We start from the raw sequence: 23024 nt of genomic DNA, 5'->3' as shown, positions 1-23024 counted from the left end.
GGAACACCATGAAGAGATGCCTCGCGGCCCTGGCCGCGGCCTGCGCCGTCCTGCTTGCCCCCCACGCACACGCCCAGGCGTGGCCCTCGAAACCGGTGAAGGTGATCGCCGTCTTCCCGCCCGGCGGGTCGGTGGACCAGGTCGCCCGCATCCTCGCCCAGCAGCTCCAGGTGCAGACCGGCCAGCCCTTCGTGGTCGAGAACAAGGGCGGGGCCTCGGGTTCCATCGGTGCCGCGAACGTCGCGTCCTCGCCGCCCGATGGCTACACGATCGGCGTGGTGTTCGACACGCACGGCGTGAACCCCTCGCTCATCCCCAACATGCCGTTCGATACGCTGACCGACCTGGCACCCGTGACGCTCGTGGGCACGTCGCCCATGGCGATCGTCGCCCACTCGAGCCAGCCCTACGCGAGCTTCGCCGACGTGATCGCCGCGGCGAAGGCGAAGCCGGGCAGCATCTCGTACGGCTCCATCGGCTCGGGCAGCCTCGGCCACCTCGCGATGACGCAGATCGCGAACCAGCTCAAGGTCGAGATGACGCACATCCCCTACAAGGGCGGTGGGCCGTTGATGAACGACGCGGTTGGCGGGCAGGTGCCGCTCGCCATCGGCACCGTGTTCCTCGTGACGCCGCACGTGAAGGGCGGGCGCGTGAAGGCGCTCGGCGTCACGTCGCCTTCGCCCTCGCAGCAGCTCCCCGGCGTGAAGCCCGTGGCGGAGCAGGGCGTGCCGGGATTCTCGGCGCTCGCGTGGTGGGGCATCATTGTCCCGGCGAAGACGCCGCCGGCGATGGTCCAGCGCATCCACGAAGAGATCGCGAAGGCCCTCAAGGACCCCGGCGTCGCCGAGAAGCTCGGAGCGCAGGGCATGGACGTACTGGGCGGCGGCCCGGCGGATCTCGACCGGTTCCTGCGTGGCGAGATCGCGCGCTGGGCGAAGGTCGTCAAGGACAACAACATCAGGGCGGGGGATTGATGCGTATCGTTGCTTGCGGTTTGCTGCTGGCTCTTGTCGCGGGTTGTGCCACGGATTCGACCGCGCCGTCCTCCTCGGGTGCGTCGACATCGGCCACTGCGTCGGGCCCCGTCTCCACCGCTCCGGCCGACCCGGCGCTCAACGGCAACTGGACGCCGGTGCTCGCGGAGCTCGGCGGCAAGGAGTTCAAGTTCGGACAGGACTTCCGCCTCGAAGTGAAGGGCGACCGCTACGTCGTCTACGGGGCTCCGCAAGGCACGGACCGCGGCCGCCTCGTGTTCCTCGGCGGCGATCCGAAGTCCTTCGACGTCATCGGCGAGGAAGGCCCGAGCAAGGGCAAGCGCTATCCGGTGATCTACCGCATGATCGGCGAGAGCACGCTCGAGGCCTGCTACGACCTCGACGGCAAGTCGCGCCCCGCGGCGTTCATCACGTTCGAGGGCACGAACCTCTTCCGAGTGATCTACAAACGACGTTGAGCACGCTGCGCGACGTCGAGACACCCGCGCTCGTCGTCGACCGCATGAAGGTCGAGCGCAACTGCGCGCGCCTTCGCGATCGCCTCGCTACGATGGGCGTGGCCCTTCGTCCCCACGTGAAGACCGCGAAGTCGCACGAGGCCGCGCGCATCGCCCTGGGCGGCACGCCGGGGCCGATCACGGTCTCCACGCTCAAGGAAGCGGAGTGGTTCTTCGGCCACGGCTTCACCGACATCCTCTATGCCGTGGGCATCGCGCCCAACAAGCTCGCGAGGGCGGCTGCGTTGCGACGCGCGGGCTGCGAGCTCGGCGTGATCCTCGACAGTGCCCAGGCCGCGCGCAGCCTCGATGCCTTCTGCCGTGCGGAGGGCCTCGCGCTGCCGGCGTTGGTGGAGATCGACACCGATGGCCATCGCGCCGGCGTGAAGCCCGATGCGGCGGAGCTGATCGAGATCGGCGATGTGCTCCGCGAGAACCTGTGCGGCGTGATGACGCATGCGGGCAACTCGTACGGCTCGCGTTCCCTGGATGAGATCCGCGCATGGGCGAAGCGTGAACGGGAGGGCGTCGTCACGGCGGCCTCGCGGCTTCGAGCCGCGGGGCACGCGTGTCCCGTCGTGAGCGTGGGCTCGACGCCCACCGCGATGTTCGGCGACTCCTTCGAAGGCGTCACCGAGGTGCGCGCCGGGGTCTACATGTTCATGGATCTCGTGATGGCCGGGCTCGGCGTGTGCCGTGTCGAAGACCTCGCGCTCTCGGTGCTCGCCACCGTGATCGGCCATCAAGCGGAAAAGGGGTGGGTCATCACCGACGCCGGATGGATGGCCCTCTCGCGCGACCGCGGCACCGCGAACCAGGCCGTGGATCAAGGCTATGGGCTGGTGGCGGATGCGAACGGACGCGCGTTCGGCGACCTCGTCGTGGTGGAGACGAACCAGGAGCACGGCATCATCGCGCGGCGCGGTGGCGGGGCGGCGGACATCTCGAGGTTCCCCGTCGGAACGCAGCTGCGGATTTTCCCGAACCACGCCTGTGCCACCGGAGCGCAGCACGCGCGCTACGAAGTGGTGAACGGCGGCGGCGCCGAAGTCGAGGCCCGCTGGGACCGATTCAACGGATGGTGACGCGCACGGAAGCGCGGCCGGGTCCCGCGAAGCGCGAAAGCGCCGTGGGCCTCGCGGTTCTCGCGCTGGCCGGCGATGCGGCGCTGACCGCCTCGCAGGTCTTCCCGATCGCGCTGCCGATGCTGATCGGCATGCTGTGGATGAACAACGTCTTCATCTACTACGCCGGAGCCGCCGGGATCGTGCTCATCGCGTGGATCCTGCGGCCGTCTTTCCGGATCGACGGCCGCGTGCTCGATGCCACCGAGGCCCCGGCCCTGCATGCGGCGCTCGACGACCTGCGGAAGAAGATCGGCGTGCCCGGCCGCATGGTCGTGCACGTGGATGGCGACTTCAACGCGAGCGTCGTGGAGACCCGGGGCTTCTTCGGACTGTTCGGCACGCGCTGCGTCATGACGATCGGCGTTCCGCTGCTGGCCGCGATGAGCCGCGCGCAGGTCCTGGCCGTGATGGCGCACGAGCTGGGCCACTTCTCCCGGCGTCACGGGCGCTTCGGCCACTGGATCTACCGCGCTCGCTCGGGCTGGCTCGAGCATGCGGCGTACCTCCAGGACTCCGACAACGCGCTGGACCAGGCGGCCGTGTGGTTCGCGAAGCGCTTCGTGCCCCTCTTCAGCCGGCGCAGCTTCGAGTACTCGAGGCGCTGTGAATACGAGGCGGACGCGGATGCGGCACGCGCCGTCGGCGGCCCCGCGTTTGCATCCGCGCTCTCGTGGATCGCCATCGCTTCCGTGTTCGAATCGCGGCGGTTCGACCCCGAGCTGGCGGATTGGCAAGCCCGCGAGGCCGTTCCGCCGCGCGACTATCACGAGCGCTTCGCGCGCGGTGCTTGCGAGTGCCCGGCAACGGACCTGCGGGCATGGCTCGACGAATCCCTGGCCCGGCCCTCGAGCCTCGTCGATACGCACCCCAGCCTGCACGAGCGCCTGGCCGCGATCGGCGAGCCGGCCGTCATCGACGTGCCCTCGGACTCGGCCGGCGAAGCGCTGGTCGGTGCGGCATGGCCCGCGCTGCTGGCCGAGTTCAACGAGCGATGGGTGCGCGAGATGGGCGGCGGATGGCGCCTCGAGCACCTGCGATTGCGGCACCTCGGACGACGCCACGGAGTTGACGACCTCCGCCGGCTGCACGAGGCGAATCCCGCCGACCGCCGCATCGCGTGCGATCTTGGCGCCGCGCTGCTCGGCGCCGGCGATGCGGCCGGCCTGGAAATCCTCGAGACGCTGGCACGGGAGGCCCCCGCGTTCCGGGTCGCGGCGTTCGGCTGCGTGGCGGCTTACTACGACCGCATCGGCGACGAGCGGGAAGCGCGGCGCCGCCGCACCTGGATCGACAACATCGGGAGCGAGTTCGATCGCGCCGTCGCCACGGGACAGCGCCGCGCGGACGACGGCGAGGGACGGGCATCGTCGTTGCCCGCGGACGTGCACGCCCTTTTCGCGGAGGCGCTGGCCGGCGAGCCGTGCGTGGGCGCCGCCTACCTGCTCGAATGCGAGGGGCAGGCGATCTTCTCCGTGGACAAGCCGCCGGTCACGATCGTGACCCAGACGCTCGCGATCGCGCTCGACCCAGCGAAGCTCGAGCAGCACGGCGAAGACGAGACGGAAATCCTGCGGCGCTACCGGGCCCTCTTCCACTCGGTGGTGCCGCTCGACCAGATGGCGGTCGTGCGCAAGAACTTCACGACCGAGGACTTGCCCGCGGGCGTGCTCGCGCACCCGCTCCGCTAGGCAAGACCCAGCAACCGGGCAACAGCCTCGCGCGCGGCCATCCCTTCCTCGAGTCCGAGCCGGTTCGCGATCCCGTTGACCCGCGAGAGCACGCCCGTCTCGTAGGTCGAGCGTCCGTCGCCGATGCGGGCCGTGTTGGCCGAGACCGTGGCGCCCGCGATGCCGCGCTCGTCGAGCACCGGCAGCCGCGACATTCCCGCGTCGTCCTTGCCGCCGCCGGCGTCGTTGAAGAAGGCGGCGAAGAGATCGACCTTCACCACGTCGTCGTTGCGGCCGCCGAAGAGGCCGCCGTGGCTGCCGGTCATGACGATCGCGCGCCGGTCGTCGGGCTGCACGAGCGCGATGGAGTCCAGCGCCCACACGTCGCGATGTCCCGAGGCCGGGATCTTCGCGCGGCCTTCCCCGAGCGTGGGCACTTCGCCGGCGTAGGCATGCGCCCGGTGCAGGTGCTGCGTCGCTTCCGTGCAGGGCATTCCGGCCTTGCAGCCGAGCGCGGCCGCCACGGTGTTCGCATGCGAAAGGCGTCCGTTCGCGAGCATGTCGGCCGCATCGCCGATGCGGGCGCTGGCGTGATCGACCGCGCACGCCGCGATGCCGAGCTTCTCCAGCCACAGCAGGCCGCCGAGGCCGGCGCCGTCCTTGCCGATGCCGGCATCGTTGAGCAGCGCCGCGCGCACGCGGGCCCGCGCCAGGAGCCAGGCCGGGTAGAGGCCGCCGTGTGAACCGCATACCACGACGCGTCCGGCGGCATTGGCCGCGGCGCGGGTGGCCGTATCGAGGGTGAGGGGGGTATCCATGCCCCGATTCTAGGCCCGCTTGACAGCCGGCCCCGGTTGGTAGCAAAGTGATATCACATCAATAGCAGGGCCACACCCCCTGCCCGGGAGCCATCACATGTCCGACTACCGCAAGTCCGGCAACTTCGAGAAACCCGCCAGCACCGCCAACGGCATTTTCATGCTGCTGCTCGCGATCGGGCTCGGTGTCCTCCTCGTCTTCCTCATCACCCTGGTGCGACAGCCCGTCTTCATCGTGGCTTGCGGCCTCGCCATCGGCTTCATCGCGGGCGGCTTCTTCATGCTTCAGCCCAACCAGGCCGGCGTCCTCACGCTCTTCGGCAGCTACCTCGGCACCGAGCGCGAGTCGGGCCTGCGCTGGACGCTCCCCTGGAACATCCGCAAGCGAGTGAGCGTCCGCGCGCGCAACCAGAACATCGAGACCCTCAAGGTGAACGACAAGCGCGGCAACCCGGTCGAGATCGGCGCCGTGGTGGTGTGGCGCGTCGAGGACACGGCGCAGGCCCTGTTCGACGTCGAGGACTTCGAGAACTTCGTGCGTGTGCAGAGCGAGTCGGCGCTGCGCCACGTCGCCACCGGCTACAACTACGACGAGGGCGAGGGCGATCACGGCAGCGAGGTCACGCTGCGCGGCGGCGCGGACGTCGTGGCCGACGCGCTGCGCAACGAATTGCAGGCGCGCGTGCAGCAGGCGGGCGTCTCGGTCCAGGAAGCCAAGCTCACGCACCTCGCCTATGCGCCCGAAATCGCCGGGGCGATGCTGCGCCGGCAGCAGGCCGAAGCCGTGATCTCCGCGCGCACCAAGATCGTGACCGGCGCGGTGACGATGGTCGAGATGGCGCTGAAGCAGCTCTCGGAGAAGAATGTCGTGGAGCTGGACGACGAACGCCGCGCCGCGATGGTGTCCAACCTGATGGTGGTGCTGTGCTCGGATCGCGACGCGCAGCCCGTGGTCAACACCGGCACGCTCTACCAATAAGGCGCGGTATCGATGGCCGATCGCAAGGCGTTCCTGCTTCGAATCGACCCCGAGCTGTGGGCCGGGATCGAGCGCCTTGCGCAGGCCGAGCTTCGCAGCGTGAACGGGCAGATCGAATATCTCCTGCGCGACGCGCTGGCCCGCCGCGGGCTGCCGGCGCCGGCGGCCACCCGCAAACCCCGCAAGGACTGACGAAGGAAGGGAGACTCCATGCGATTCATCCACTTCATCCTGGCGATCGCCATCGCGGTCGCCGTTTCCTCCGGCCGCGCCGAGGACGAGACCGATACGCTCCCGGCGCAGGAAGCGGCGCGCGCCTGGCTCGTCTCCGTCGATGCGGGCGCGTACGGCAAGAGCTGGGACATCTCCTCGGAGATCTTCCAGAAGGCCATCAAGCGCGACGACTGGGAGAAAGCCCTCGTCGCCGCGCGCGGCCCGATGGGCACTGCCGGGGCTCGCAAGACCCGGCTTGTCCAGTACACGAAGAACCTCCCCAACGTGCCGGAGGGCGAGTACGTCGTGATCCAGTACGAGACGTCCTTCGAGAACCGTGCCGCCATCGAGACCGTGACCCCCGTGAAGGAAAAGGACGGCACCTGGCGCGTCGCCGGCTACTTCATCAAGTAAGGTGAAGAGGCAGGGTCAGAGTGACGAGGGGGTTGGCGAAACGATGTCTGGACACCGGCTGGTTCCAGAAGGTTTCGCCAACCCCCTCGTCACTCTGACCCTGCCTATTCCATTTCTTCCGGGGCCTTGAGGCGCCGGAATTCGCGCCACAGCAGGAAGTCGTAGGAGAGCTTCGCCACGCCCGCGGCGACCAGCGGCACCCCGATGCCGAAGCGCTGCATCATCACGCCCGCGAGCATTGGCGCCAGCGCCCAGCCGCAGGAGCGCACGAGGTTGGTGATGCCGGAGACGGCGAGCCGTTCGTGGGGCTGCACCACCGCCATCACGTACGACTGGCGCGTGGGCACATCCATCTCGTTCAGCGCCTCGCGCAGCAGGAAGAAGAACGCGGCCCAGGCGAACGAATCCGTCGCGACGATCGTGAAGAGCAGGAACGACGTGGGCGCGTGCGTGAACACCATCGTGTTCACGAGCCCGATCCTCTTCGCGAGCCAGGCCGCGGCCAGGTGCGAGAACGCCGAGAGCACGCGCCCCGCGCTGAAGAGGATCGCGATCGTGGCCGCGCTGGCCCCGTACTTCTCCGCGAAGAAGTACGCGAAGAGCGCGGTGCCGATGAATCCGCCGCCGAAGGCATCCAGCAGGAAGAGCAGCGAGATCTTGGTCACGATCGGCCGGCTCTCGGGCGAGAGCTCCGAGATCCCGACGGGCTTCACGTCGTCGGCGATCGCGGGCAGCCGCATGTAGAGCACGGCCGCGGCGAAATAGAGCACGCAGAAAGCGGCGAGCGCCAGGCGCAGCGCCTCCAGCGGCGCCATGCCGAACGACGATTCGAGCAGCGTCGGCACCGCGGCGAAGAGCCCGCCCACCGCATAACCGCTGTCCAGCAGCACGTTGTACCAGGCGAACACGCGCGTGCGGTCCGCATCGGTCGTGGTGGCGGGGAAGAGCGCCTGCTCGAGGATCGGGATCGCGCCCCGGTCGCGCCCGTGGATGTTGAGCATGCCGACGAACGCGGCCACGAGCACGATCGGGAATGCATCGGTCGAGATGAGCACGGCCCCGCCCAGCATCGGAAGCCCCGTCAATGCGACCAGCATCGCGCGCTCCGGCAGGCGCGGGCCGATCACGAGCGTGATGAAGGCGGCGAGGGCCGCGCCCCACAGCGCCGCGGAGAGCACGCCGCCGATCTGCGTGGCCGAGAAGCCGAGGCGCGCGCAGTAGAGGCCGACCAGCACCGCCATCAGGCCGATGGCGAGCGCCCGCAGGAAGGCCGCCGCGTAGAGGATCCGGCGCAGCCGGTGCTGGGGTGAGGCGCTCAGATCGTGGGCTTCTTCCGCGCGTACTCGAAGCGGTCGATGGTGCGCAGCTTCACGTCGCGCACCTCGCCGGCCTGGCGCACCTTGAGCGTCACTTCCACACCGGGTGCGCCCGTCGCCCAGAGATGCCGGTAGAAGTCCGCGAGCTTCTCGACCTTCTGTCCCGAGACTGAGAGGATCACGTCGCCGGGGCGGATGCCGGCGCGGTCGGCCGGCCCTTCGCTGGAGACGCGGAGCACCTTGATGGCGCCGTCGTCCTCGAGCGAGGAGAGCCCGAGCCAGGGCCGCACGCCGCCCTTCTGCCGCCCCGTGGCGATCATCTCGTCCAGGATCGGCTTCAGCAGGTCGACAGGAACGAACATGTTGCCCGGCAGGCGCTGGCCGGGCGTGGCCGCATCCATCACGAGCAGCGAGCCGATGCCCACCAGCTCGCCCTCCTTGTTGATGAGCGCGGCGCCGCTGTGGTCGAGGCGCGGCGGGGACGTGAAGATCGCGTCGTCGATGAGGTATTCCCAGTAGCCGGCGAAGCGGCGCTTCGAGACCACGGTCGCGACCGAGACCGCTTCGCCCGTGGCCGTGGCGATCATCAGGCGGTCCAGCGCCTCGACGCTCGCGGACTTGCCCATGCGGATCGGCTTCACATCGACGGGCACGATGGGACGCAGCAGGCCGAAGCCGGTGGCGTGGTCGTACGCGACGACGGTGGCGGGAACGGTGCGGCCGTTGCTCGCCGTGATCTCGACGTTGTCCGCCTCGAGGATGAGGTAGCCGATGGTGAGCACGAGGCCGCTGGGGGCGATGAGGATGCCGCTGCCGCTGCGCTCGGTGCCGAGCGTGTCGGCCGAGCGCGCGTCGGAGAGTGCGCGCGTGCGCACGGCGACAACGGAGCCGGCCGCGGCGACGAGATGGTGGTAACCCTCGTCTTCCTTGCCGGGCTTGTCCGTGGGCTTGCCCACGGCGGCGGAGGCGCAGGTGCTAGCGAGGGCGATGCAGGCGAGGAAAGTGCGCAGGATCATGGCGACTCCGAAGCGTGGCGGCGCAAATCCACTCTAGCACCAACGCATCCAGTCCAAAGTATCTTCCGTCCTTCGCGACGGTCTGTATTCGGCCGCGGTCCAGCCCGTGTAACCGCTGCGGTCGATCTGCGCGAAGAGCGCCTGCAGCGGCACCTTTCCGGTGCCCGGCTCGCCCCGCCCCGGCACGTCCGCGAACTGCACGTGGCCGATGATCGGCCGCAGGTCCTCGAAGACCGCGGCGGGATCGTCGCCCATCATCGCCACGTGATACAGGTCGCATTGCAGCGCGAAGTTGGGCGCTCCGACTTCCTCGATCAGCGCGCGGGCGGGTGGATTGCGCGGGAAGAAGTAGCCGGGATTGTCGACGTTGTTGATCGGCTCCATCAGCATCTGCAGGCCGGCCGCGGCAAGCTCGCGCGCGGCGTGGCGCAGGTTCGAGACGAACGCCGCATGCAGCTCCCTCGGGTCTTCACCGGCCTTGATGAGGCCGGCGATCACGTTCACGCGCGGCGTCTTCAGGACGCGGGCGTACTCGATGGCCGTGGCCACGCCCTCGCGGAACTCGTGCACGCGCTCGGGCCGGCACGCGAGGCCGAAGTCGCCCTTCGCCTTGTTGCCCGAAGGCGTGTTGAAGAGGATGCACTCGAGCGAATGCTCGCGAAGCTGCTCGGCGATCGCGGCGGCGGGATGGTCGTAGGGAACCGCGAACTCCACGGCCTTGAAGCCGGCGCGCGCGGCGGCGCCGAAGCGTTCGAGGAAGGGATGCTCGGGGAAGAGCCAACCAAGGTTGGCGGCATAGCGGGGCATCGGCGGAAATCCATGGCGCGCGGCGGGCCTCAACTATAACCGCGCGCCACGGGCGCCTACTTGCCCTGCGAATCGTCCTGCATGTGCGAGACGATGTCCGGGCGGTCGCCGCCGTTGCCGTTGCCCTCGACGTCGAGGGAGGCACATCCGCTGGCGATCGAGGCGAGCAGCAGCGCGGTGGCGAGGAAGAGATGCTTCGTGCGGTCATTCATGGATGTCTCCTTGGGCTGGGGTGAACGAACACTGCCCGCACAGGCTCGCGCATCCCGGGCGCCGCGGTCGCCGCACATTGCCGCGCGGCGCACGTGAAAAAATGCCGCGCGCCCCGCTGCTACCATAGCCCCTGCATTGCGGAGGATTACGCATGGAAAAGGTCAACATTGCCGAGAAGCTCTCGAAGTTCGCGACGCACTGGGATCCGAAGGTGGTCGGCGAGCTGAACGGGCAGATGGTGAAGCTGGTGAAGTTCCTCGGGCCCTTCACCTGGCACAGCCACGCGAACGAGGACGAGATGTTCTACGTGGTGAAGGGCGAGTTCGACATGGAGTTCCGCGACCGCACGGTGCACCTCGGCACGGGCGAGTTCATCGTCGTGCCGCGCGGCGTCGAGCACCGCCCGAACGCGCAGGCCGAAGTGCACGTCATGCTCTTCGAGCCCGCGGCCACGCTCAACACCGGCAACGTGGTGAACGAGCTCACGAAGGCGACGCTGCAGCGAATTTGAGCACCGCCTCGGAATTCTCCGTCCTTCGCAAGCTCGTCCCCTACCTGCTGGAGTACCGCGGGCGCGTGCTGCTGGCGCTCGCCTTCCTGATCTCCGCCAAGCTCGCCAACATCTCGGTGCCGATCCTCATGAAGGGGATCGTCGACGGGCTCACCGGGCCAGGTGCCATCGCCGCGGTGCCGGTGGCTCTTCTCGCGGCCTACGGGGCGCTGCGCCTGTCCTCCACGCTCTTCAACGAGCTTCGCGACATCGTGTTCGTGAAGGTCGCGCAGAGCGCCATGCGGCGGATCGCGCTCGAGATCTTCCACCACCTGCATGCGCTGTCGCTGCGCTTCCACCTCGAGCGCCAGACGGGTGGCCTCACGCGCGACATCGAGCGCGGCACGCGCGGCATCTCGACGCTGCTCTCCTTCATGGTCTTCAGCGTGCTGCCCACGCTGCTGGAGATCGCGATGGTGACGGGCTTCCTCATCTACAAGTTCGACATCTGGTTCGGCGTGATCACGGTGGGAGCACTGCTGCTCTACATCGCGAGCACCTTCGCGATCTCCGAATGGCGCACGGCCCACCGCAGGACCATGAACGAGATGGATTCGAAGGCCAACACGCGCGCCATCGACTCGCTGCTCAACTACGAGACGGTGAAGTACTTCGGCAACGAGGGCTGGGAGGCGAAGCGCTACGACGAGAACCTCTCGCGCTACGAGAACGCGGTCGTGACCTCCGAGACATCGCTCGGCCTGCTGAACTCCGTGCAGGCGATGATCATCGCGCTCGCCGTGTCGCTGCTCATGTGGCGCGCGGCCGACGGCATCGTGAACGGGGCGCTCACGCTCGGCGACCTGGTGATGGTGAACGCGCTGCTGATCCAGCTCTACATCCCGCTCAACTTCCTCGGCGTGATGTACCGCGAGATGAAGCAGGCCTTCACCGACATGGAGAAGATGTTCAAGCTCCTCGGCGAGAACCGCGAGGTCGCGGACAAGCCCGGCGCCACGGAGCTCCAGGTGAATGGAGCCGCCGTGCGCTTCGAGAACGTGGACTTCGGCTACGACGCCCGCCGCGCGATCCTGAAGGACGTGAGCTTCGAGATTCCCGCGGGCCACCGCGTGGCGGTCGTGGGCGCGAGCGGCTCCGGGAAGTCCACGCTGGCGCGCCTGCTCTTCCGCTTCTACGACGTGAACCGCGGCCGCATCACCATCGACGGGCAGGACTTGCGCGACGTCACGCAATCGAGCGTCCGCTCGGCCATCGGGATCGTTCCCCAGGACACGGTGCTCTTCAACGACACGATCCTCTACAACATCGCCTATGGCCGCCCCGGTGCCCCGCGCGAGGAAGTGATCGCGGCCGCCGACGTGGCGCACATCCGCGGCTTCATCGAGGGGCTGCCGGATGCCTGGGAGACCACGGTGGGCGAACGCGGGCTCAAGCTCTCGGGCGGAGAGAAGCAGCGCGTGTCGATCGCGCGCACGGTGCTGAAGGATCCGCCGATCCTCGTGTTCGACGAGGCCACCTCCGCGCTCGACTCGAAGACCGAGAAGTCCATCCAGGCGGAGCTGCGGCAGATCTCCGAGAACCGCACGACGCTGGTGATCGCGCACCGCCTCTCGACGATCGTCGACGCGGACCAGATCCTCGTGATGCAGGAGGGCGAGATCGTCGAGCGCGGCACCTTCCGCGAGCTGATGGCCCTGGGCGGGCGCTTCGCCGAGATGTGGCGCCTGCAGCAGGAAGAGGACCGCGCCCGCTCAACCGCCGCCCGCGACGAACCCCCGCAGCTCGCCACGAACCCCTGACACGACGGCGTCCCAGTCGCCCTCCGAGCGGAACAGGCGGGCGGTCGGGTACCACGCGGTGCGTTCGCCCGAGCGCAGCCAGCGCCAGTCGGGGCGCGTGCCGAGGAGGATCCACACGGGACGTCCCATCGCGCCCGCGAGGTGCGCGAGCGACGTGTCGACGGTGATCACGAGGTCCAGCGCCGCGATGAGGCCCGCGGTGTCGGCGAGGCCGTCCGTGGTTTCGCCCACGCGATCGGGGGCTCCACGCTCCGCGAGCACGGCGACATCGTCCCCGGTCGGATTCAACTGCAAGCTCACGAGCCGCGAGCCCTCGACATCGAAGAGCGGCCGCAGCCGCGCGAGCGCCATCGAGCGGTAGCGGTCGTCGGGATGCGTCGGATTGCCGCGCCATGCAAGTCCCACGTGCTTCAGGCGGTCGTCTTGCAAGCGCGATCGCCACTCGAGGACGCGCTCGGCGGGCGGAGTCACATAGGCGCTCGCGACGGCGATCGACGTGGCATCGGCGCCGAGCCGCGCGGGAAGGGCGTGGAGCGGGGCGTGCACGTCGGTCGCCGGGAGCGTGTCCCCCATTTCGATCACTTCGATCGGCTTGTCCGTGGCCAGCGTGCGTGCGAGCGGGCCCAGCCCGCGCTGGACTTCGAGCACCGTGCGCGCCGCCTGCCGTGCGACCGCCGCGACGAATCGCAGGCCCTGCAGCGTGTCGCCGAGGCCCTCGTCGCCATGCAGCAGGATCGATCGGCCCTCGAGCGATTCGCCGCGCCAGGCGGGCCGGCCCATCTCGCGGCGCGACACGTTACGCCCGAAGGTGCCGGGCCACGCCGCGTCGTAGCGTTCGAAGCCCTCCTTCCAGCGCCCTTCACGCAGGTCGAGGAGGGCCAGGTTCCAGCTCGCGAGCCGGTGTGCGGGATCGAGTGCCAGCGCGGATTCAAATTTCGCGCGCGCTTCGTCGGGATGGCCCAACGCCTGTTCGGCCAGCCCCAGGTTCGTGAGCGCGTCCGGCGTCGCGGCACGCGCGACCTCCGCGACGAGGCCCGCACGTGCGGCTTCGGGGCGCCCAAGCTCGAGGAGCATCGCGAGCCGGTTCTGCGCGGCCGCCTCGTGAGCCGGCATGAGGGCGAGCGCCGTCTCGAACGCCTGCAGGGCCTCGACATTGCGGCGAAGCTCGCGCAACGCCACGCCGCGGTTGTAGTGCGCATCGACGAGCCCGGGTGCGGTGCGGATGACGGCGTCGAAGGCGGCGACGGCCGAGCCATGGTCCTTCGCGGTGAGCAGCGCGAGCGCGCGCTGCAGCTCCGCGCTCATCGCGCCGCCGGCAGCCAGTGCGACCGCAGTGCGGCCACGACCTCCCGCGGCGCCTCGCTCATCATCGAGTGGCCCGCGTCGAGCGCCAGGAAGCGTGCGCCGGGAATCTCCTTCGCGAGCGCTTCGGTCGCCGTCACCGGCGTCATCTGGTCGCGCTTGCCGCCGAGGACCAGCACCGGCAGCGCGAGCTTGCGCAGCGCCCCTGGGTCGGCACGATATCCGTGGCAGGCGGCGAGATCCGCGGCGAGCACGCCTTGCGCGGCGCGCGCGTTCAAGCGCCGGCTGGCGCCCAGCAGCGTGACGCCCGGTACCGCGCTCGTCGCGAGTTGCGCATGGCGGCTGTGGCCCCACACCGCTTCCATGTCGAGCGCGGCGTCGGCACCGTCGCGCGCGGCCGCGAGGAACGGCTCGCCCACGGCCATCGGCATCGCGCTGCCGACGAGCGCCAGCGATGCGAGCTGCGCCGGATAGGCGAGCGCGGTCTCCAGCGCGATGAGCGAGCCCATGCTGTGGCCGGCGAGATGGACGGGGCCGGAGCCCGAGGCTTCGATGAACGCGGAGAGCCACTGGGCCAGCTCCTCGATCGAGCGGCGCACGTTACCGGGGCTGCGCCCGTGCGCGGGCAGGTCGACCGCGAGCACCGACAGGCCGTGGTTCGCGAAGTAGCGCGACTGCCATTGCCAGACGCTGTGGTCGAACGCCGCGCCGTGCACGAAAACCGCGGTGGGGCGTTGAGGATCGTGGGGCTTCCCGCCGGTATAGGCGTAGGCGGGATAGCCCTCCACGATGAACCGCATGCCTACTTCCGCGTCGCGCGCAGCGCGCGGGCAAGGTCCTCGATCAGGTCTTCCGGATGCTCCAGCCCCATCGAAAGCCGCACCGTCCCCGGCGTGATGCCCGCCGCGGCGAGCGCGGCGTCGTCCATGCGGAAGTGCGTCGTGCTCGCGGGATGGATCACCAGGGACTTCGCATCCCCGATGTTCGCCAGGTGCGAGAAGAGCGTCAGCCGCTCGATGAACCGCTGGCCCGCCTCGCGCCCACCCTTCAGCTCGAAGGAAAGGATGGCGCTGCACCCCTGCGGGTAGAGGCGCTTCGCGAGCGCGTGGTCCGGATGCTCCGGCTGGTCCGGGTGGTGCACGGCTTCCACCGCCTCGTGCGTGGCGAGGAAATCGACGATGCGGGCCGTCGTCTGCACGTGCCGAGGCATGCGCAGGTGCAGCGTCTCGATGCCTTGAAGGATCTGGAAGGCCGTCATCGGCGCCATGCAGGCGCCGAAGTCGCGCAGGCCTTCGCGCCGGGCGCGCAGCAGGAAGGCCGTGGCCGGCGATTCCTCGGTGAACACCATGCCGTGGAAGCCGGCGTAGGGCTCGGAAAGCGTCGGAAAGCGCCCGCCCGCGTCCCAATCGAAGCGCCCGCCGTCCACGAGCACGCCGCCGATCACCACGCCGTGGCCGGAAAGGAATTTGGTCGCGGAGTGCACGACGAGGTGCGCCCCCATGTCGAGGGCGCGGCCGAGGTACGGCGTGGTGACGGTGGCATCCACCAGCAGCGGCAGGCCCTGGGCGCGGGCCAGCTCGCCGAGGGCGGGGATGTCGAGCACGTCCACCGACGGGTTGCCCACCGATTCGCCGAACAGCAGCCGTGTTTCCGGCCGGATCGCGCGCCGCCAGTCGGCCGGGTCCCGGGAAGAGACGAAGGTGGTCGAGATCCCGAAGCGGGGCAGGGTGTAGGTGAGCAGGTTGTGGGAGCCGCCATAGAGGCTGGCCGAGGCGACGATGTGCCCGCCCTGGCCCATCAGGGTGGCGATGGCCAGGTGCAGCGCCGCCTGCCCGCTCGAGGTGGCGATCGCCCCGACCCCCCCTTCCAGGGCGGCGATCCGCTCCTCGAAGGCCGAAACGGTCGGATTGGAGAGCCGGGAATAGACGTGCCCGGGCTGTTCCATGTTGAAAAGGGCGGCCGCGGTGTCGGCGTCCGGGAACACAAAAGAGGCCGTCTGGTAGATCGGAACGGCGCGCGCGCCCGTCGCCGGATCCGGGGATTGGCCGGCGTGGACCGCGAGGGTGTCGGGATGGGGCGTTTTTGGTCCGAAATGGGCCATAAATTCAGGAACTTGGAAGTCACACTTGCAACGGTTATTATCTTGTCATGATGCCCTTGCCTGCGCTATGGTGTCGTCTCTCTTGGTAGAAGCGCTTACTAACGTGACCAGACTCATCGCCTTGCTCACCGCGGCCCTCGTTTCCCTGGGCGCCGCCGCTGCCGCCGACAAGCCGGCCGTCGCGAAGACGCGCGCCGTGAAGGCCAGCGCCCTCAAGGCCGAGCTCACGGCCGAAGGCGAGCCGAACCTCGCATCCTCCGCCGTCATGGTGTTCGATCCGCAGACCGGCCGCACCCTCTATTCGAAGAACGCCGACGAAGCCCATCCCATCGCCTCGATCACGAAGCTGATGACGGCGATGATCGTGCTGGATTCCAAGCTCGACCTCGAAGAGCCCATCGCGCTCTCGAACGACGACATCGACACGCTGAAGGGCACGAAGTCGAAGCTGCCCCTGGGCACGCACTTCCGCCGCGACGACCTCCTGCGCATCGCGCTGGTCGCCTCCGACAACCGCGCCGCCTCCGCGCTCGGCCGCTCCTATCCCGGCGGGCTGCCCGCGTTCGTCGATGCGATGAATGCCAAGGCCAAGGCGCTAGGCCTCGGCAACACCACGTTCGTCGATTCGTCGGGCTTGAATCCCGGCAACGTCTCCAGCCCGCAGGATCTCGCCAAGCTGGTCTCGGCCGCCTCGTCGTACCCGCTGATCCGCGAGTACTCCACGACGCCGGCGCTCGACGTCACGCTGCCCAACTCGAAGCGCAAGATCGGCTTCGTGAACACCAACGCCCTCGTGCGCGCCTCCGACTGGCAGATCGGCCTGTCGAAGACGGGCTACATCAACGAGGCCGGCAAGTGCCTCGTCATGCACGCGATGATCGCGAACCAGCCGATCGTCATCGTGCTGCTCGACTCGTGGGGCAAGCTCACGCGGATCGGGGATGCGAACCGCATTCGCAAGTGGCTCGAGAAGAACCCGGGCAAGCTGGCCCTCTCGCCGGGTTGATTCCTCCGGCTGCGGACACGCGGCCGAAATTCCCCAAGTAGATCGCGCCCTGGAGGACACGGGGTCGGTAGGTCCTTTTTCGTCGGCTCCAGGACATGGCGGTTCGTGGACTTCGGGACGCTTCATTGCGTTGACGTCACTTGCGACGGTTGAAGGCGGGGCATCGACCGTTGCTGGATTCGGCCGCACTCCGACTCGAACGGTTCATTCCGCCAGTCCTTCCGCCGAGAAAAAGAACCTACGCGACCCCGTGTCCTCCTGACACTGCGATCCTTTCGGCTCGCAGGCGCGCGTCCGGCACGGAGATCGTCATCCCGTCGGACGGCGTGGCAGGTCCGGATCCGTTCTCTCGCATCAATCCCGATTCCCGCAATCCATCACGGTGCGATCGGCTTTCTGTGTGTCCGGCGCTGTGAGGGTAGGGGGTGGGTGGCTCTTTTTTTTCGGCGGCGGACTGGCGGAATGAACCGGTCGAGTCGGAGTGCGGCCGAATGTAACAACCCCGAATGCCCCACCCGCACCCGTCGCAAGTGACATCGACACAAGCCTGCATCACGCAGTCCCGTGTCCGCCAAGTCCAGAGCCGACAAAAAAAGAGCCACCACCCCCTCACCCTCAAGGTGTTCGGAGGTTTAGAAGGGTCGCCCCGAAGAATCGGTCGCATTGAGCTGCAGACCATCCGGCGCCTCGTCCGGCCGCGGAATCCACTTCCCGTAGCAGGACCGATCCTTGAGGCACGGATCGGTCAACGTCCTCAGAAACGCGGAAAGGTCTCCAATCGCGCTCGAACCGAAGCGCGTCGGATCGAGGACCGGCATCGAAGTCGCTGCATTGGCCGCCTGGTCGGCCCGCAGCTTCGCGATCGCCGCCTGCGAGTTGGCCGTGACGCTCGCCTGAGTCGCATTGCAGCCTGGATCCGAATCGAACGGTGCGATCCGGCACCACGTACGCCCATTCACGACCGCCTGCGAGGAGGCATCCGGCGTGAAGTAGTGCGCGACGGCTTCCTCGATCGTCGCGTAAGAACCGGCATGGCCGTACGGCGCGGTCACCTCCACGTTGAGCAGCGAGGGCGTGCGATAGCGATAGCGGTCGTCCGCGAGATTCGTCTGCCGCCCGCGGCCGAAATCATCGACGGCGTTCGCGCCATCGCCCATGCCCGGCCCAACCTGCGGGAAGCCGAGCGCGTGATGCTGCTCGTTGGTCATGAAGTCGCCGCGATGGCATTGCACGCAGTTGGCACCGCCCGAAGCGACGGGCCGGTAGAACAGCAGCGCGCCCTGCTTGGCCTGCTCGGTCATCGCGCCGTTGTCGCCGCGAACGTAGCGCGCGAAGGCGGACTCCACGAACGTGGCCGATCGCTCGTACTCCGCGATGGCATTCATGATCTGGTCGAAGGTGATGAGCTGCTCGGCCGAGCCCGACGGGCTGCCAAGCGCCGTGCGGAAGCGCGCGAGCCAGGTGCTCGCGGGGAGCTGGCCCGCGCCGGTTCCGTAGCTGCCGATGCGCGCCGCGAGATGGTTGCGGATCGCCGCATCGCTGGTGATGCCGGGGAATCCGTTGCCGAGCATCTCGGCCGCGCCCACGACCGGGAAGCGCGATTGCGCGGCGGGAAGGTTCGGGCCGGCAGCCGGATCCGCGACGCTCAGCGGCGAATCGGGCGTGCGGATGCCGCTGCCCGAGCCGTTGCGTCCGGAGATCTTCGACAGGCTCTCGATCCGCGAGTCCCAGAACAGGCCCGCGTCGAACAAGCCGGAATTGAAGAAGGAGTTTGCGTTACGCCCGACGCGCGCCGGTCCCGCGAGCCGCCGCCCCGGGCCGAGCACGTCCGCCGAGACGGCGCCCGATCCGATGGAGACCGCGAGCGCATCGCTGCCGCCGAGCGCGGGGTGATGGCATGAGGCGCACGCCGTGTCGCGCGCGCTGCTCAGCGCCTTGCTGAAGAAGAGCAGCTTGCCGAGCTGCGGCAGCGGATCGTCGATCGAGGGGAGCGTCCGGCCCGCACGCGCGTTCCCGGTGAGCCCGTTCTGCGTGAGCAGGAAGCGAAGCGCGGTGTCGGTGGCCGAGGGTCCGGTGCTGTCGGTGCACGCGATGCCGTTCAACGGCCCCACGAGGCGCGTCATGCCGACCGTGAGCGGCTGCGTTCCCGTGTACGTGAAGCGCAGGTTGCCGCAGTCCTGGAACTCGAGCGTGATCGAGCCGGAGGGCGCGGTCGTCACGTCCGTCGCCCGGAACGCAGAGCCGAAGCGCGCGCCGGAACCGGTGATGAGCGGGATCACGACGCTGCGCGCACCGGTCGCGAACAACGCGTTGCCCACCAGCCACGACGGCCTGCCGTCGGCGGTATAAGTGAAGTAGGCGAGGAACACCGAGCTCGACGCGGCCGTCGACTCGAACATCACGAATTGGCCCTCGCCGTTGCGCCCGGCGTTGAACCAGCCGCCCGAGAGCTGTCCCGCGAACGCGGTCACGGCGCCGGTGGGTGCGGCCGCGCCACACGCCGCGCCGACCAGCGGGCCCACGAGGCGTGTGAGTTGCAGCGTCACATCCGGCATCGCCGAATGCCGCATGCGCATCTGCGTGCACGAGACGAACTCGAGCGTCGCGGTGCCGGCCGGCGAGGTGCGGAAATCCCCCGAGTTGTAGCCGGAGCCGAAGCGCGGGCCTTCACCGGTGATCAGCGGAATCGAGAGACTTGTTGCCCCCGGCGTGTAGTCGACGTTGCCGAAGTGCCAGGTGGCCCTTCCGTCCGCCGTGTAGGTGAAGAACGCGAGGGTGGCGACGTTGCGCGTTCCGAGCGTCTCGAAGGTGATGAGCTGGCCCTCGCCACTGCGCGAAGCGTCCCACCACGTGCCGGACATGGCGCCGGTGAAGGTCTGGCCGAAGGCCGGCAGCCACGCGCCCAGCGCGATCGCGAACGCCGCGAGGGCGCGCGACACCACGGCGGTCACTTCCCGCCGAGCTCGGCGCGGACGAGCGCTGCGCCGGCGGCCAGCGCCGCGAGCTTGCCGGCGGCGACGTCGCGCGCCAGCGGGACCATGCCGCAGTTGGTGCAGGGGAAGATGCGATCGGCGGGCACGTGCTTCATGGCCGCGCGGATCACCTTGGCCACGTCCTCGGCCGATTCGATCGTGTTCGAGGCGACGTCGATGGAACCCACCAGGACATCCTTGCCCTGCAGCATGCCGATCAGCTCGAGGGGCACGTGCGAATTCGCGCACTCCAGCGAGACCTGGTCGATCGTGGACTTGGCGAGCAGCGGGAAGGTGTTCTCGTACTGGCGCCACTCGTGGCCCAGCGTCTCCTTCCACTTGTTGTTGGCCTCGATGCCGTAGCCGTAGCAGATGTGGACCGCGCACTTCGTCGGCACGTCCTTGCGGGCGCGCTCGAGGGCCGCAACACCCCACTCGCGCACCTCGTCGAAGTAGACGTTGAAGGCGGGCTCGTCGAACTGCACGTAGTCGGCGCCCGCGGCCGCAAGCTCCTTCGCCTCCTGGTTCAGGATCTCGGCGAAGGCCATCGCGAGCTTCTCGCGGCTGCCGTAGTACTCGTCGAAGAGCGTGTCGACCATCGTCATCGGGCCGGGCAGCGTGAACTTGATCTTCTTCTTCGTGCTGGCGCGCAGGAACTTCACGTCTTCGGTGTGGACCGGGCGCTTGCGCGTCACCGGGCCGATCACCCGCGGGACGTTGGCGTCGTAGCGGTTGCGGATGCGCACCGTCTTCAAATTGTCGAAGTCGATGCCGTCCAGGTGCTCCATGTAGCCGTTCACGAAGTGCCGGCGCGTCTGCTCGCCGTCCGTGACGATGTCGATCCCGGCGTCCTCCTGCAGCTTGAGGACCAGGCGCACGGCATCGTGCTTGCCGACGACGAGGCGCTCGCCCTCGAGGTTCCAGGGGGCCCAGAGCTTCAGCGGCTCGGCGAGCCAGTTGGGCTTGGGCAGGCTGCCGGCGATGGTGGTCGGGAATAGGAGCATGGTCGAAATAGTAATGGATTAACTCCAATGGAGTCTGACCCCATTCATTCATAATGAGGACATGAAAGTTGGACTATTCGTCACATGTCTTGTCGATCTCGTGCGGCCCCGGATCGGCTTCGCGACGTTGAAGCTCCTGCGCGACGCGGGCTGCGAGGTAGTCGTCCCCGAAGCGCAGACCTGCTGCGGCCAGCCGGGATACAACTCGGGCGCGCGCGAAGCGTCCATCGACCTCGCGAGGAAGGTCCTCGCCGAATTCCGCGACTGCGACTACATCGTGGCGCCCTCCGGCTCGTGCTCGGGACAGGTGAAGGTCCACTACGTGCAGGACCTCTTCCGCGACTCGCCCGAGAGAGCCGAGTTCGAGAGACTCGCCGCCAAGTGGTACGAGCTCTCCGATTTCCTCATCAACGTGCTCAAGGTCGCGGATGTGCCGGGCCGCTACGGCGAAACGGTGACCTACCACGACAGCTGCGCGGGGTTGCGCGAGCTGGACGTGAAGATGCAGCCGCGCTACCTGCTGCAGATGGCCGGGGCGAGCGTGGCCGAGATGCCCGATTGCGAGAAATGCTGCGGCTTCGGCGGCACGTTCTCCGTGAAGCTGGGCGACATCTCCACGCGCATGGCCGAGAACAAGTGCGCGAGCGTGCGCGCCAGCGGAGCGAAGACGCTGGTGGGCGGCGACCTCGGATGCCTGCTCAACCTCGAGGGGCGCCTGCGCCGCGAGGGCGACCTGACGACCCGCGTGATGCACTTCGCGGAAGTCCTGGCCGGCGAGGGGACCTCCTGATGCAAGTGAAGTCGATGTTCTTCAAGCAGTCGGCGTCGATGAAGCTCCAGGACCCGGTGCTGCAGGAGAGCCTGCGCAAGTTCAAGGGCAAGTTCGTCGAGGCGCGAGCCCGTGCCGTGGCCGAGGTGGACGCGTGGGAAGCCGTTCGCGCGCACGCCGCACAGCTGCGCGACCGCACGATCGCCAACCTCGATGCGTACCTCGTGGAGTTCGAGCGCAACGCGACCCGCCGTGGCGCCCAGGTCCACTGGGCCGAGACCGCGGAGGAAGCGTGCGCAATCGTGGCGGAGATCGCTCGCGCCAACAACGTGAAGAAAGTGACGAAGTCGAAGTCGATGGTCTCGGAAGAGGTGAACCTCAACGACAAGCTCGAGGCCGCGGGCATCCAGGTGATCGAGACCGACCTCGGCGAATACATCCTGCAGCTCGCGCACGAGCCGCCCTCGCACATCGTGGCCCCGGCCGTGCACAAGTCGAAGGAGGAGGTGGCCGACCTCTTCCACGCCGCGCACCACAAGCCGCGCCTGACCGACATCGCCGCGATGACGCGCGAGGCGCGCGAGGCGCTGCGCGAGCACTTCCTCACCGCCGACATGGGCGTCTCGGGGTCGAACTTCGTCATCGCCGAGACCGGGACCACGCTCACCGTCACCAACGAGGGCAACGCCGACCTCGTCACCACCGTGCCGCGGATCCACTGCGTGATCACCGGCATCGAGAAGGTGATCCCGACGCTCGAGGATTTCGCGACGCTGATCCGCCTGCTGCCGCGCTCGGCCACCGGGCAGGCGATCGCCAACTACCTCACGCTCACTACGGGTGTGCGTGCGCCCGGCGAGACCGACGGCCCCGAGCAGATGCACATCGTGCTCGTCGACGCCGGCCGCTCGAAGTTCCTCGGCGGCGAGATGCAGGAGATGCTGCGCTGCATCCGCTGCGGCGCTTGCATGAACCATTGCCCCGTCTACCAGAACGTCGGCGGCCACGCGTACGGCTGGGTCTATCCGGGGCCGATGGGCTCGGTGCTCACGCCGACGTACGTGGGCATCGAGAACGCGGGCGACCTGCCGAATGCCGCGACCTTCTGCGGCGAATGCGCGGTCGTGTGCCCGGTGAAGATCCCGTTGCCGGACCTGATGCGGAAGCTCCGCGAGAAGCAGTTCGACATGAAGCTCCGGCCCTGGAGCGAACGCGCGGGCATCACGCTGTGGAGCTATGCGGCGAGGCGGCCGAAGCTCTACGCGGCGCTCACGAAGATGGCGGCGCGCGTTGCCTCCTGGATGGGAGGACGCGAGAAGCTGATCCATCGCCTGCCCGGCCTCGATGGCTGGACGAGCGGGCGCGACATGCCGGCGCCGGAGGGGAAGACTTTCCGCGAGATGTACGGCGAAAGTCAAAGGCGAGAAGCGTTGTCCACGGATAAACACGGATAAACACGGATGGGATCGAGGGAAAACATACTCGCGAGGATTCG

At 68.5% G+C, this 23024-nt stretch carries 22 protein-coding genes; 12 read left to right on the top strand and 10 right to left on the bottom strand.

Going from position 1 to position 23024, the window contains the following annotated elements:
• Positions 1-8 precede the first annotated feature (8 nt).
• From DSM104443_RS17800 to DSM104443_RS17785, 4 genes are read left to right on the top strand one after another with little or no spacing between them, the layout of a single operon-like run.
• Positions 9-977 (top strand): tripartite tricarboxylate transporter substrate binding protein, encoded by a 969-nt coding sequence (locus DSM104443_RS17800; protein WP_171094653.1) that lies wholly within the window; start codon positions 9-11, stop codon positions 975-977.
• Positions 977-1456 (top strand): TIGR03067 domain-containing protein, encoded by a 480-nt coding sequence (locus DSM104443_RS17795; protein ID WP_171094651.1) that lies wholly within the window; start codon positions 977-979, stop codon positions 1454-1456. Before DSM104443_RS17800 ends, DSM104443_RS17795 begins: the two co-directional genes overlap by 1 nt.
• The gene (locus DSM104443_RS17790) at positions 1453-2580 is read left to right on the top strand and encodes an alanine racemase (protein ID WP_246232349.1); all 1128 of its coding nucleotides are present in this window, start codon (positions 1453-1455) and stop codon (positions 2578-2580) included. The genes DSM104443_RS17795 and DSM104443_RS17790 overlap by 4 nt, the downstream gene beginning before the upstream one ends.
• Positions 2574-4310, top strand: a complete 1737-nt coding sequence (locus DSM104443_RS17785) for a M48 family metallopeptidase (RefSeq protein WP_171094649.1) — start codon at positions 2574-2576, stop codon at positions 4308-4310. Before DSM104443_RS17790 ends, DSM104443_RS17785 begins: the two co-directional genes overlap by 7 nt.
• On the opposite strand, the gene DSM104443_RS17780 is transcribed toward DSM104443_RS17785, so the two are convergent.
• Positions 4307-5107: a hypothetical protein gene (locus tag DSM104443_RS17780; RefSeq protein ID WP_171094647.1), complete on the bottom strand. Its 801-nt coding sequence runs from the start codon at positions 5105-5107 to the stop codon at positions 4307-4309. The genes DSM104443_RS17785 and DSM104443_RS17780 overlap by 4 nt on opposite strands.
• A gap of 97 nt (positions 5108-5204) precedes the next feature.
• Between DSM104443_RS17780 and DSM104443_RS17775 the strand changes: the two genes are divergently transcribed.
• Genes DSM104443_RS17775 through DSM104443_RS17765 form a run of 3 tightly spaced genes read left to right on the top strand, consistent with a single transcriptional unit; the run spans position 5205 to position 6713 of the window.
• Positions 5205-6086: an SPFH domain-containing protein gene (locus DSM104443_RS17775; protein WP_171094644.1), complete on the top strand. Its 882-nt coding sequence runs from the start codon at positions 5205-5207 to the stop codon at positions 6084-6086.
• Between the two features lie 12 nt (positions 6087-6098).
• The gene (locus DSM104443_RS17770) at positions 6099-6278 is read left to right on the top strand and encodes a type II toxin-antitoxin system antitoxin (protein ID WP_171094642.1); all 180 of its coding nucleotides are present in this window, start codon (positions 6099-6101) and stop codon (positions 6276-6278) included.
• A gap of 18 nt (positions 6279-6296) precedes the next feature.
• Positions 6297-6713: a DUF4019 domain-containing protein gene (locus tag DSM104443_RS17765; protein WP_171094640.1), complete on the top strand. Its 417-nt coding sequence runs from the start codon at positions 6297-6299 to the stop codon at positions 6711-6713.
• A gap of 104 nt (positions 6714-6817) precedes the next feature.
• On the opposite strand, the gene DSM104443_RS17760 is transcribed toward DSM104443_RS17765, so the two are convergent.
• The 4 genes from DSM104443_RS17760 to DSM104443_RS17745 form a co-directional block, all read right to left on the bottom strand.
• The gene (locus DSM104443_RS17760; RefSeq protein ID WP_171094638.1) at positions 6818-7954 is read right to left on the bottom strand and encodes an MFS transporter; all 1137 of its coding nucleotides are present in this window, start codon (positions 7952-7954) and stop codon (positions 6818-6820) included.
• Positions 7955-8028: 74 nt separating this feature from the next.
• A complete protein-coding gene (locus tag DSM104443_RS17755; RefSeq protein WP_171094636.1) occupies positions 8029-9045 on the bottom strand; it encodes a S1C family serine protease in 1017 nt (338 codons plus the stop codon).
• Positions 9046-9078: 33 nt separating this feature from the next.
• Positions 9079-9852: a hydroxypyruvate isomerase family protein gene (locus DSM104443_RS17750; RefSeq protein ID WP_171094634.1), complete on the bottom strand. Its 774-nt coding sequence runs from the start codon at positions 9850-9852 to the stop codon at positions 9079-9081.
• Between the two features lie 56 nt (positions 9853-9908).
• Positions 9909-10064: a hypothetical protein gene (locus tag DSM104443_RS17745; protein ID WP_171094633.1), complete on the bottom strand. Its 156-nt coding sequence runs from the start codon at positions 10062-10064 to the stop codon at positions 9909-9911.
• Between the two features lie 152 nt (positions 10065-10216).
• On the opposite strand from DSM104443_RS17745, the gene DSM104443_RS17740 reads away from it, so the two are divergent.
• Together DSM104443_RS17740 and DSM104443_RS17735 are read left to right on the top strand one after the other, a co-directional pair.
• The gene (locus DSM104443_RS17740; RefSeq protein ID WP_171094631.1) at positions 10217-10576 is read left to right on the top strand and encodes a cupin domain-containing protein; all 360 of its coding nucleotides are present in this window, start codon (positions 10217-10219) and stop codon (positions 10574-10576) included.
• Positions 10573-12375, top strand: a complete 1803-nt coding sequence (locus DSM104443_RS17735) for an ABCB family ABC transporter ATP-binding protein/permease (RefSeq protein ID WP_171094629.1) — start codon at positions 10573-10575, stop codon at positions 12373-12375. Before DSM104443_RS17740 ends, DSM104443_RS17735 begins: the two co-directional genes overlap by 4 nt.
• Here DSM104443_RS17735 and DSM104443_RS17730 read toward each other — a convergent pair.
• The 3 genes from DSM104443_RS17730 to DSM104443_RS17720 are packed head-to-tail and all read right to left on the bottom strand — an operon-like array spanning position 12328 to position 15778.
• Positions 12328-13680, bottom strand: a complete 1353-nt coding sequence (locus tag DSM104443_RS17730; RefSeq protein ID WP_171094628.1) for a tetratricopeptide repeat protein — start codon at positions 13678-13680, stop codon at positions 12328-12330. The two genes, DSM104443_RS17735 and DSM104443_RS17730, sit on opposite strands and share 48 nt — an antisense overlap.
• The gene (locus DSM104443_RS17725) at positions 13677-14477 is read right to left on the bottom strand and encodes an alpha/beta fold hydrolase (RefSeq protein ID WP_171094627.1); all 801 of its coding nucleotides are present in this window, start codon (positions 14475-14477) and stop codon (positions 13677-13679) included. The genes DSM104443_RS17730 and DSM104443_RS17725 overlap by 4 nt, the downstream gene beginning before the upstream one ends.
• 2 nt (positions 14478-14479) lie before the next feature.
• Positions 14480-15778 carry an O-acetylhomoserine aminocarboxypropyltransferase gene (locus tag DSM104443_RS17720; RefSeq protein WP_171094626.1) on the bottom strand — a complete coding sequence of 433 codons (1299 nt, stop codon included), beginning with the start codon at positions 15776-15778 and terminating at the stop codon, positions 14480-14482.
• A gap of 103 nt (positions 15779-15881) precedes the next feature.
• Here DSM104443_RS17720 and pbpG point away from each other — a divergent pair, with 103 nt between their 5' ends.
• Positions 15882-16784 carry a D-alanyl-D-alanine endopeptidase gene (gene pbpG / locus DSM104443_RS17715; RefSeq protein WP_246232346.1) on the top strand — a complete coding sequence of 301 codons (903 nt, stop codon included), beginning with the start codon at positions 15882-15884 and terminating at the stop codon, positions 16782-16784.
• Positions 16785-17416: 632 nt separating this feature from the next.
• On the opposite strand, the gene DSM104443_RS17710 is transcribed toward pbpG, so the two are convergent.
• Positions 17417-19735 (bottom strand): cytochrome-c peroxidase, encoded by a 2319-nt coding sequence (locus tag DSM104443_RS17710; protein WP_171094624.1) that lies wholly within the window; start codon positions 19733-19735, stop codon positions 17417-17419.
• Positions 19732-20760, bottom strand: a complete 1029-nt coding sequence (locus DSM104443_RS17705; RefSeq protein ID WP_171094623.1) for a methionine synthase — start codon at positions 20758-20760, stop codon at positions 19732-19734. Before DSM104443_RS17705 ends, DSM104443_RS17710 begins: the two co-directional genes overlap by 4 nt.
• 61 nt (positions 20761-20821) lie before the next feature.
• On the opposite strand from DSM104443_RS17705, the gene DSM104443_RS17700 reads away from it, so the two are divergent.
• Positions 20822-21550, top strand: coding sequence for a (Fe-S)-binding protein (locus tag DSM104443_RS17700; RefSeq protein WP_171094620.1), 729 nt, complete (start codon positions 20822-20824; stop codon positions 21548-21550).
• Positions 21550-22983 carry a LutB/LldF family L-lactate oxidation iron-sulfur protein gene (locus DSM104443_RS17695; protein ID WP_171094618.1) on the top strand — a complete coding sequence of 478 codons (1434 nt, stop codon included), beginning with the start codon at positions 21550-21552 and terminating at the stop codon, positions 22981-22983. The genes DSM104443_RS17700 and DSM104443_RS17695 overlap by 1 nt, the downstream gene beginning before the upstream one ends.
• Positions 22984-23024 lie beyond the last annotated feature (41 nt).

The sequence above is a fragment of the Usitatibacter rugosus genome (genome assembly GCF_013003965.1).
Lineage (GTDB): Bacteria > Pseudomonadota > Gammaproteobacteria > Burkholderiales > Usitatibacteraceae > Usitatibacter > Usitatibacter rugosus.
The sequence above is the reverse complement of the archived record's forward strand: the minus strand, read 5'-3'. Positions and strand labels throughout refer to the sequence as shown.

Bases quoted from the DNA above. Each gene is read 5' to 3' on its own strand.
- DSM104443_RS17800 (WP_171094653.1), top strand. From the start codon at position 9: ATGAAGAGATGCCTCGCGGCCCTGGCCGCGGCCTGCGCCGTCCTGCTT.
- DSM104443_RS17795 (WP_171094651.1), top strand. From the start codon at position 977: ATGCGTATCGTTGCTTGCGGTTTGCTGCTGGCTCTTGTCGCGGGTTGT.
- DSM104443_RS17785 (WP_171094649.1), top strand. From the start codon at position 2,574: ATGGTGACGCGCACGGAAGCGCGGCCGGGTCCCGCGAAGCGCGAAAGC.
- DSM104443_RS17780 (WP_171094647.1), bottom strand. From the start codon at position 5,107: ATGGATACCCCCCTCACCCTCGATACGGCCACCCGCGCCGCGGCCAAT.
- DSM104443_RS17775 (WP_171094644.1), top strand. From the start codon at position 5,205: ATGTCCGACTACCGCAAGTCCGGCAACTTCGAGAAACCCGCCAGCACC.
- DSM104443_RS17770 (WP_171094642.1), top strand. From the start codon at position 6,099: ATGGCCGATCGCAAGGCGTTCCTGCTTCGAATCGACCCCGAGCTGTGG.
- DSM104443_RS17765 (WP_171094640.1), top strand. From the start codon at position 6,297: ATGCGATTCATCCACTTCATCCTGGCGATCGCCATCGCGGTCGCCGTT.
- DSM104443_RS17760 (WP_171094638.1), bottom strand. From the start codon at position 7,954: ATGGCGGTGCTGGTCGGCCTCTACTGCGCGCGCCTCGGCTTCTCGGCC.
- DSM104443_RS17755 (WP_171094636.1), bottom strand. From the start codon at position 9,045: ATGATCCTGCGCACTTTCCTCGCCTGCATCGCCCTCGCTAGCACCTGC.
- DSM104443_RS17750 (WP_171094634.1), bottom strand. From the start codon at position 9,852: ATGCCCCGCTATGCCGCCAACCTTGGTTGGCTCTTCCCCGAGCATCCC.
- DSM104443_RS17745 (WP_171094633.1), bottom strand. From the start codon at position 10,064: ATGAATGACCGCACGAAGCATCTCTTCCTCGCCACCGCGCTGCTGCTC.
- DSM104443_RS17740 (WP_171094631.1), top strand. From the start codon at position 10,217: ATGGAAAAGGTCAACATTGCCGAGAAGCTCTCGAAGTTCGCGACGCAC.
- DSM104443_RS17730 (WP_171094628.1), bottom strand. From the start codon at position 13,680: ATGAGCGCGGAGCTGCAGCGCGCGCTCGCGCTGCTCACCGCGAAGGAC.
- DSM104443_RS17725 (WP_171094627.1), bottom strand. From the start codon at position 14,477: ATGCGGTTCATCGTGGAGGGCTATCCCGCCTACGCCTATACCGGCGGG.
- DSM104443_RS17720 (WP_171094626.1), bottom strand. From the start codon at position 15,778: ATGGCCCATTTCGGACCAAAAACGCCCCATCCCGACACCCTCGCGGTC.
- DSM104443_RS17705 (WP_171094623.1), bottom strand. From the start codon at position 20,760: ATGCTCCTATTCCCGACCACCATCGCCGGCAGCCTGCCCAAGCCCAAC.
- DSM104443_RS17700 (WP_171094620.1), top strand. From the start codon at position 20,822: ATGAAAGTTGGACTATTCGTCACATGTCTTGTCGATCTCGTGCGGCCC.
- DSM104443_RS17695 (WP_171094618.1), top strand. From the start codon at position 21,550: ATGCAAGTGAAGTCGATGTTCTTCAAGCAGTCGGCGTCGATGAAGCTC.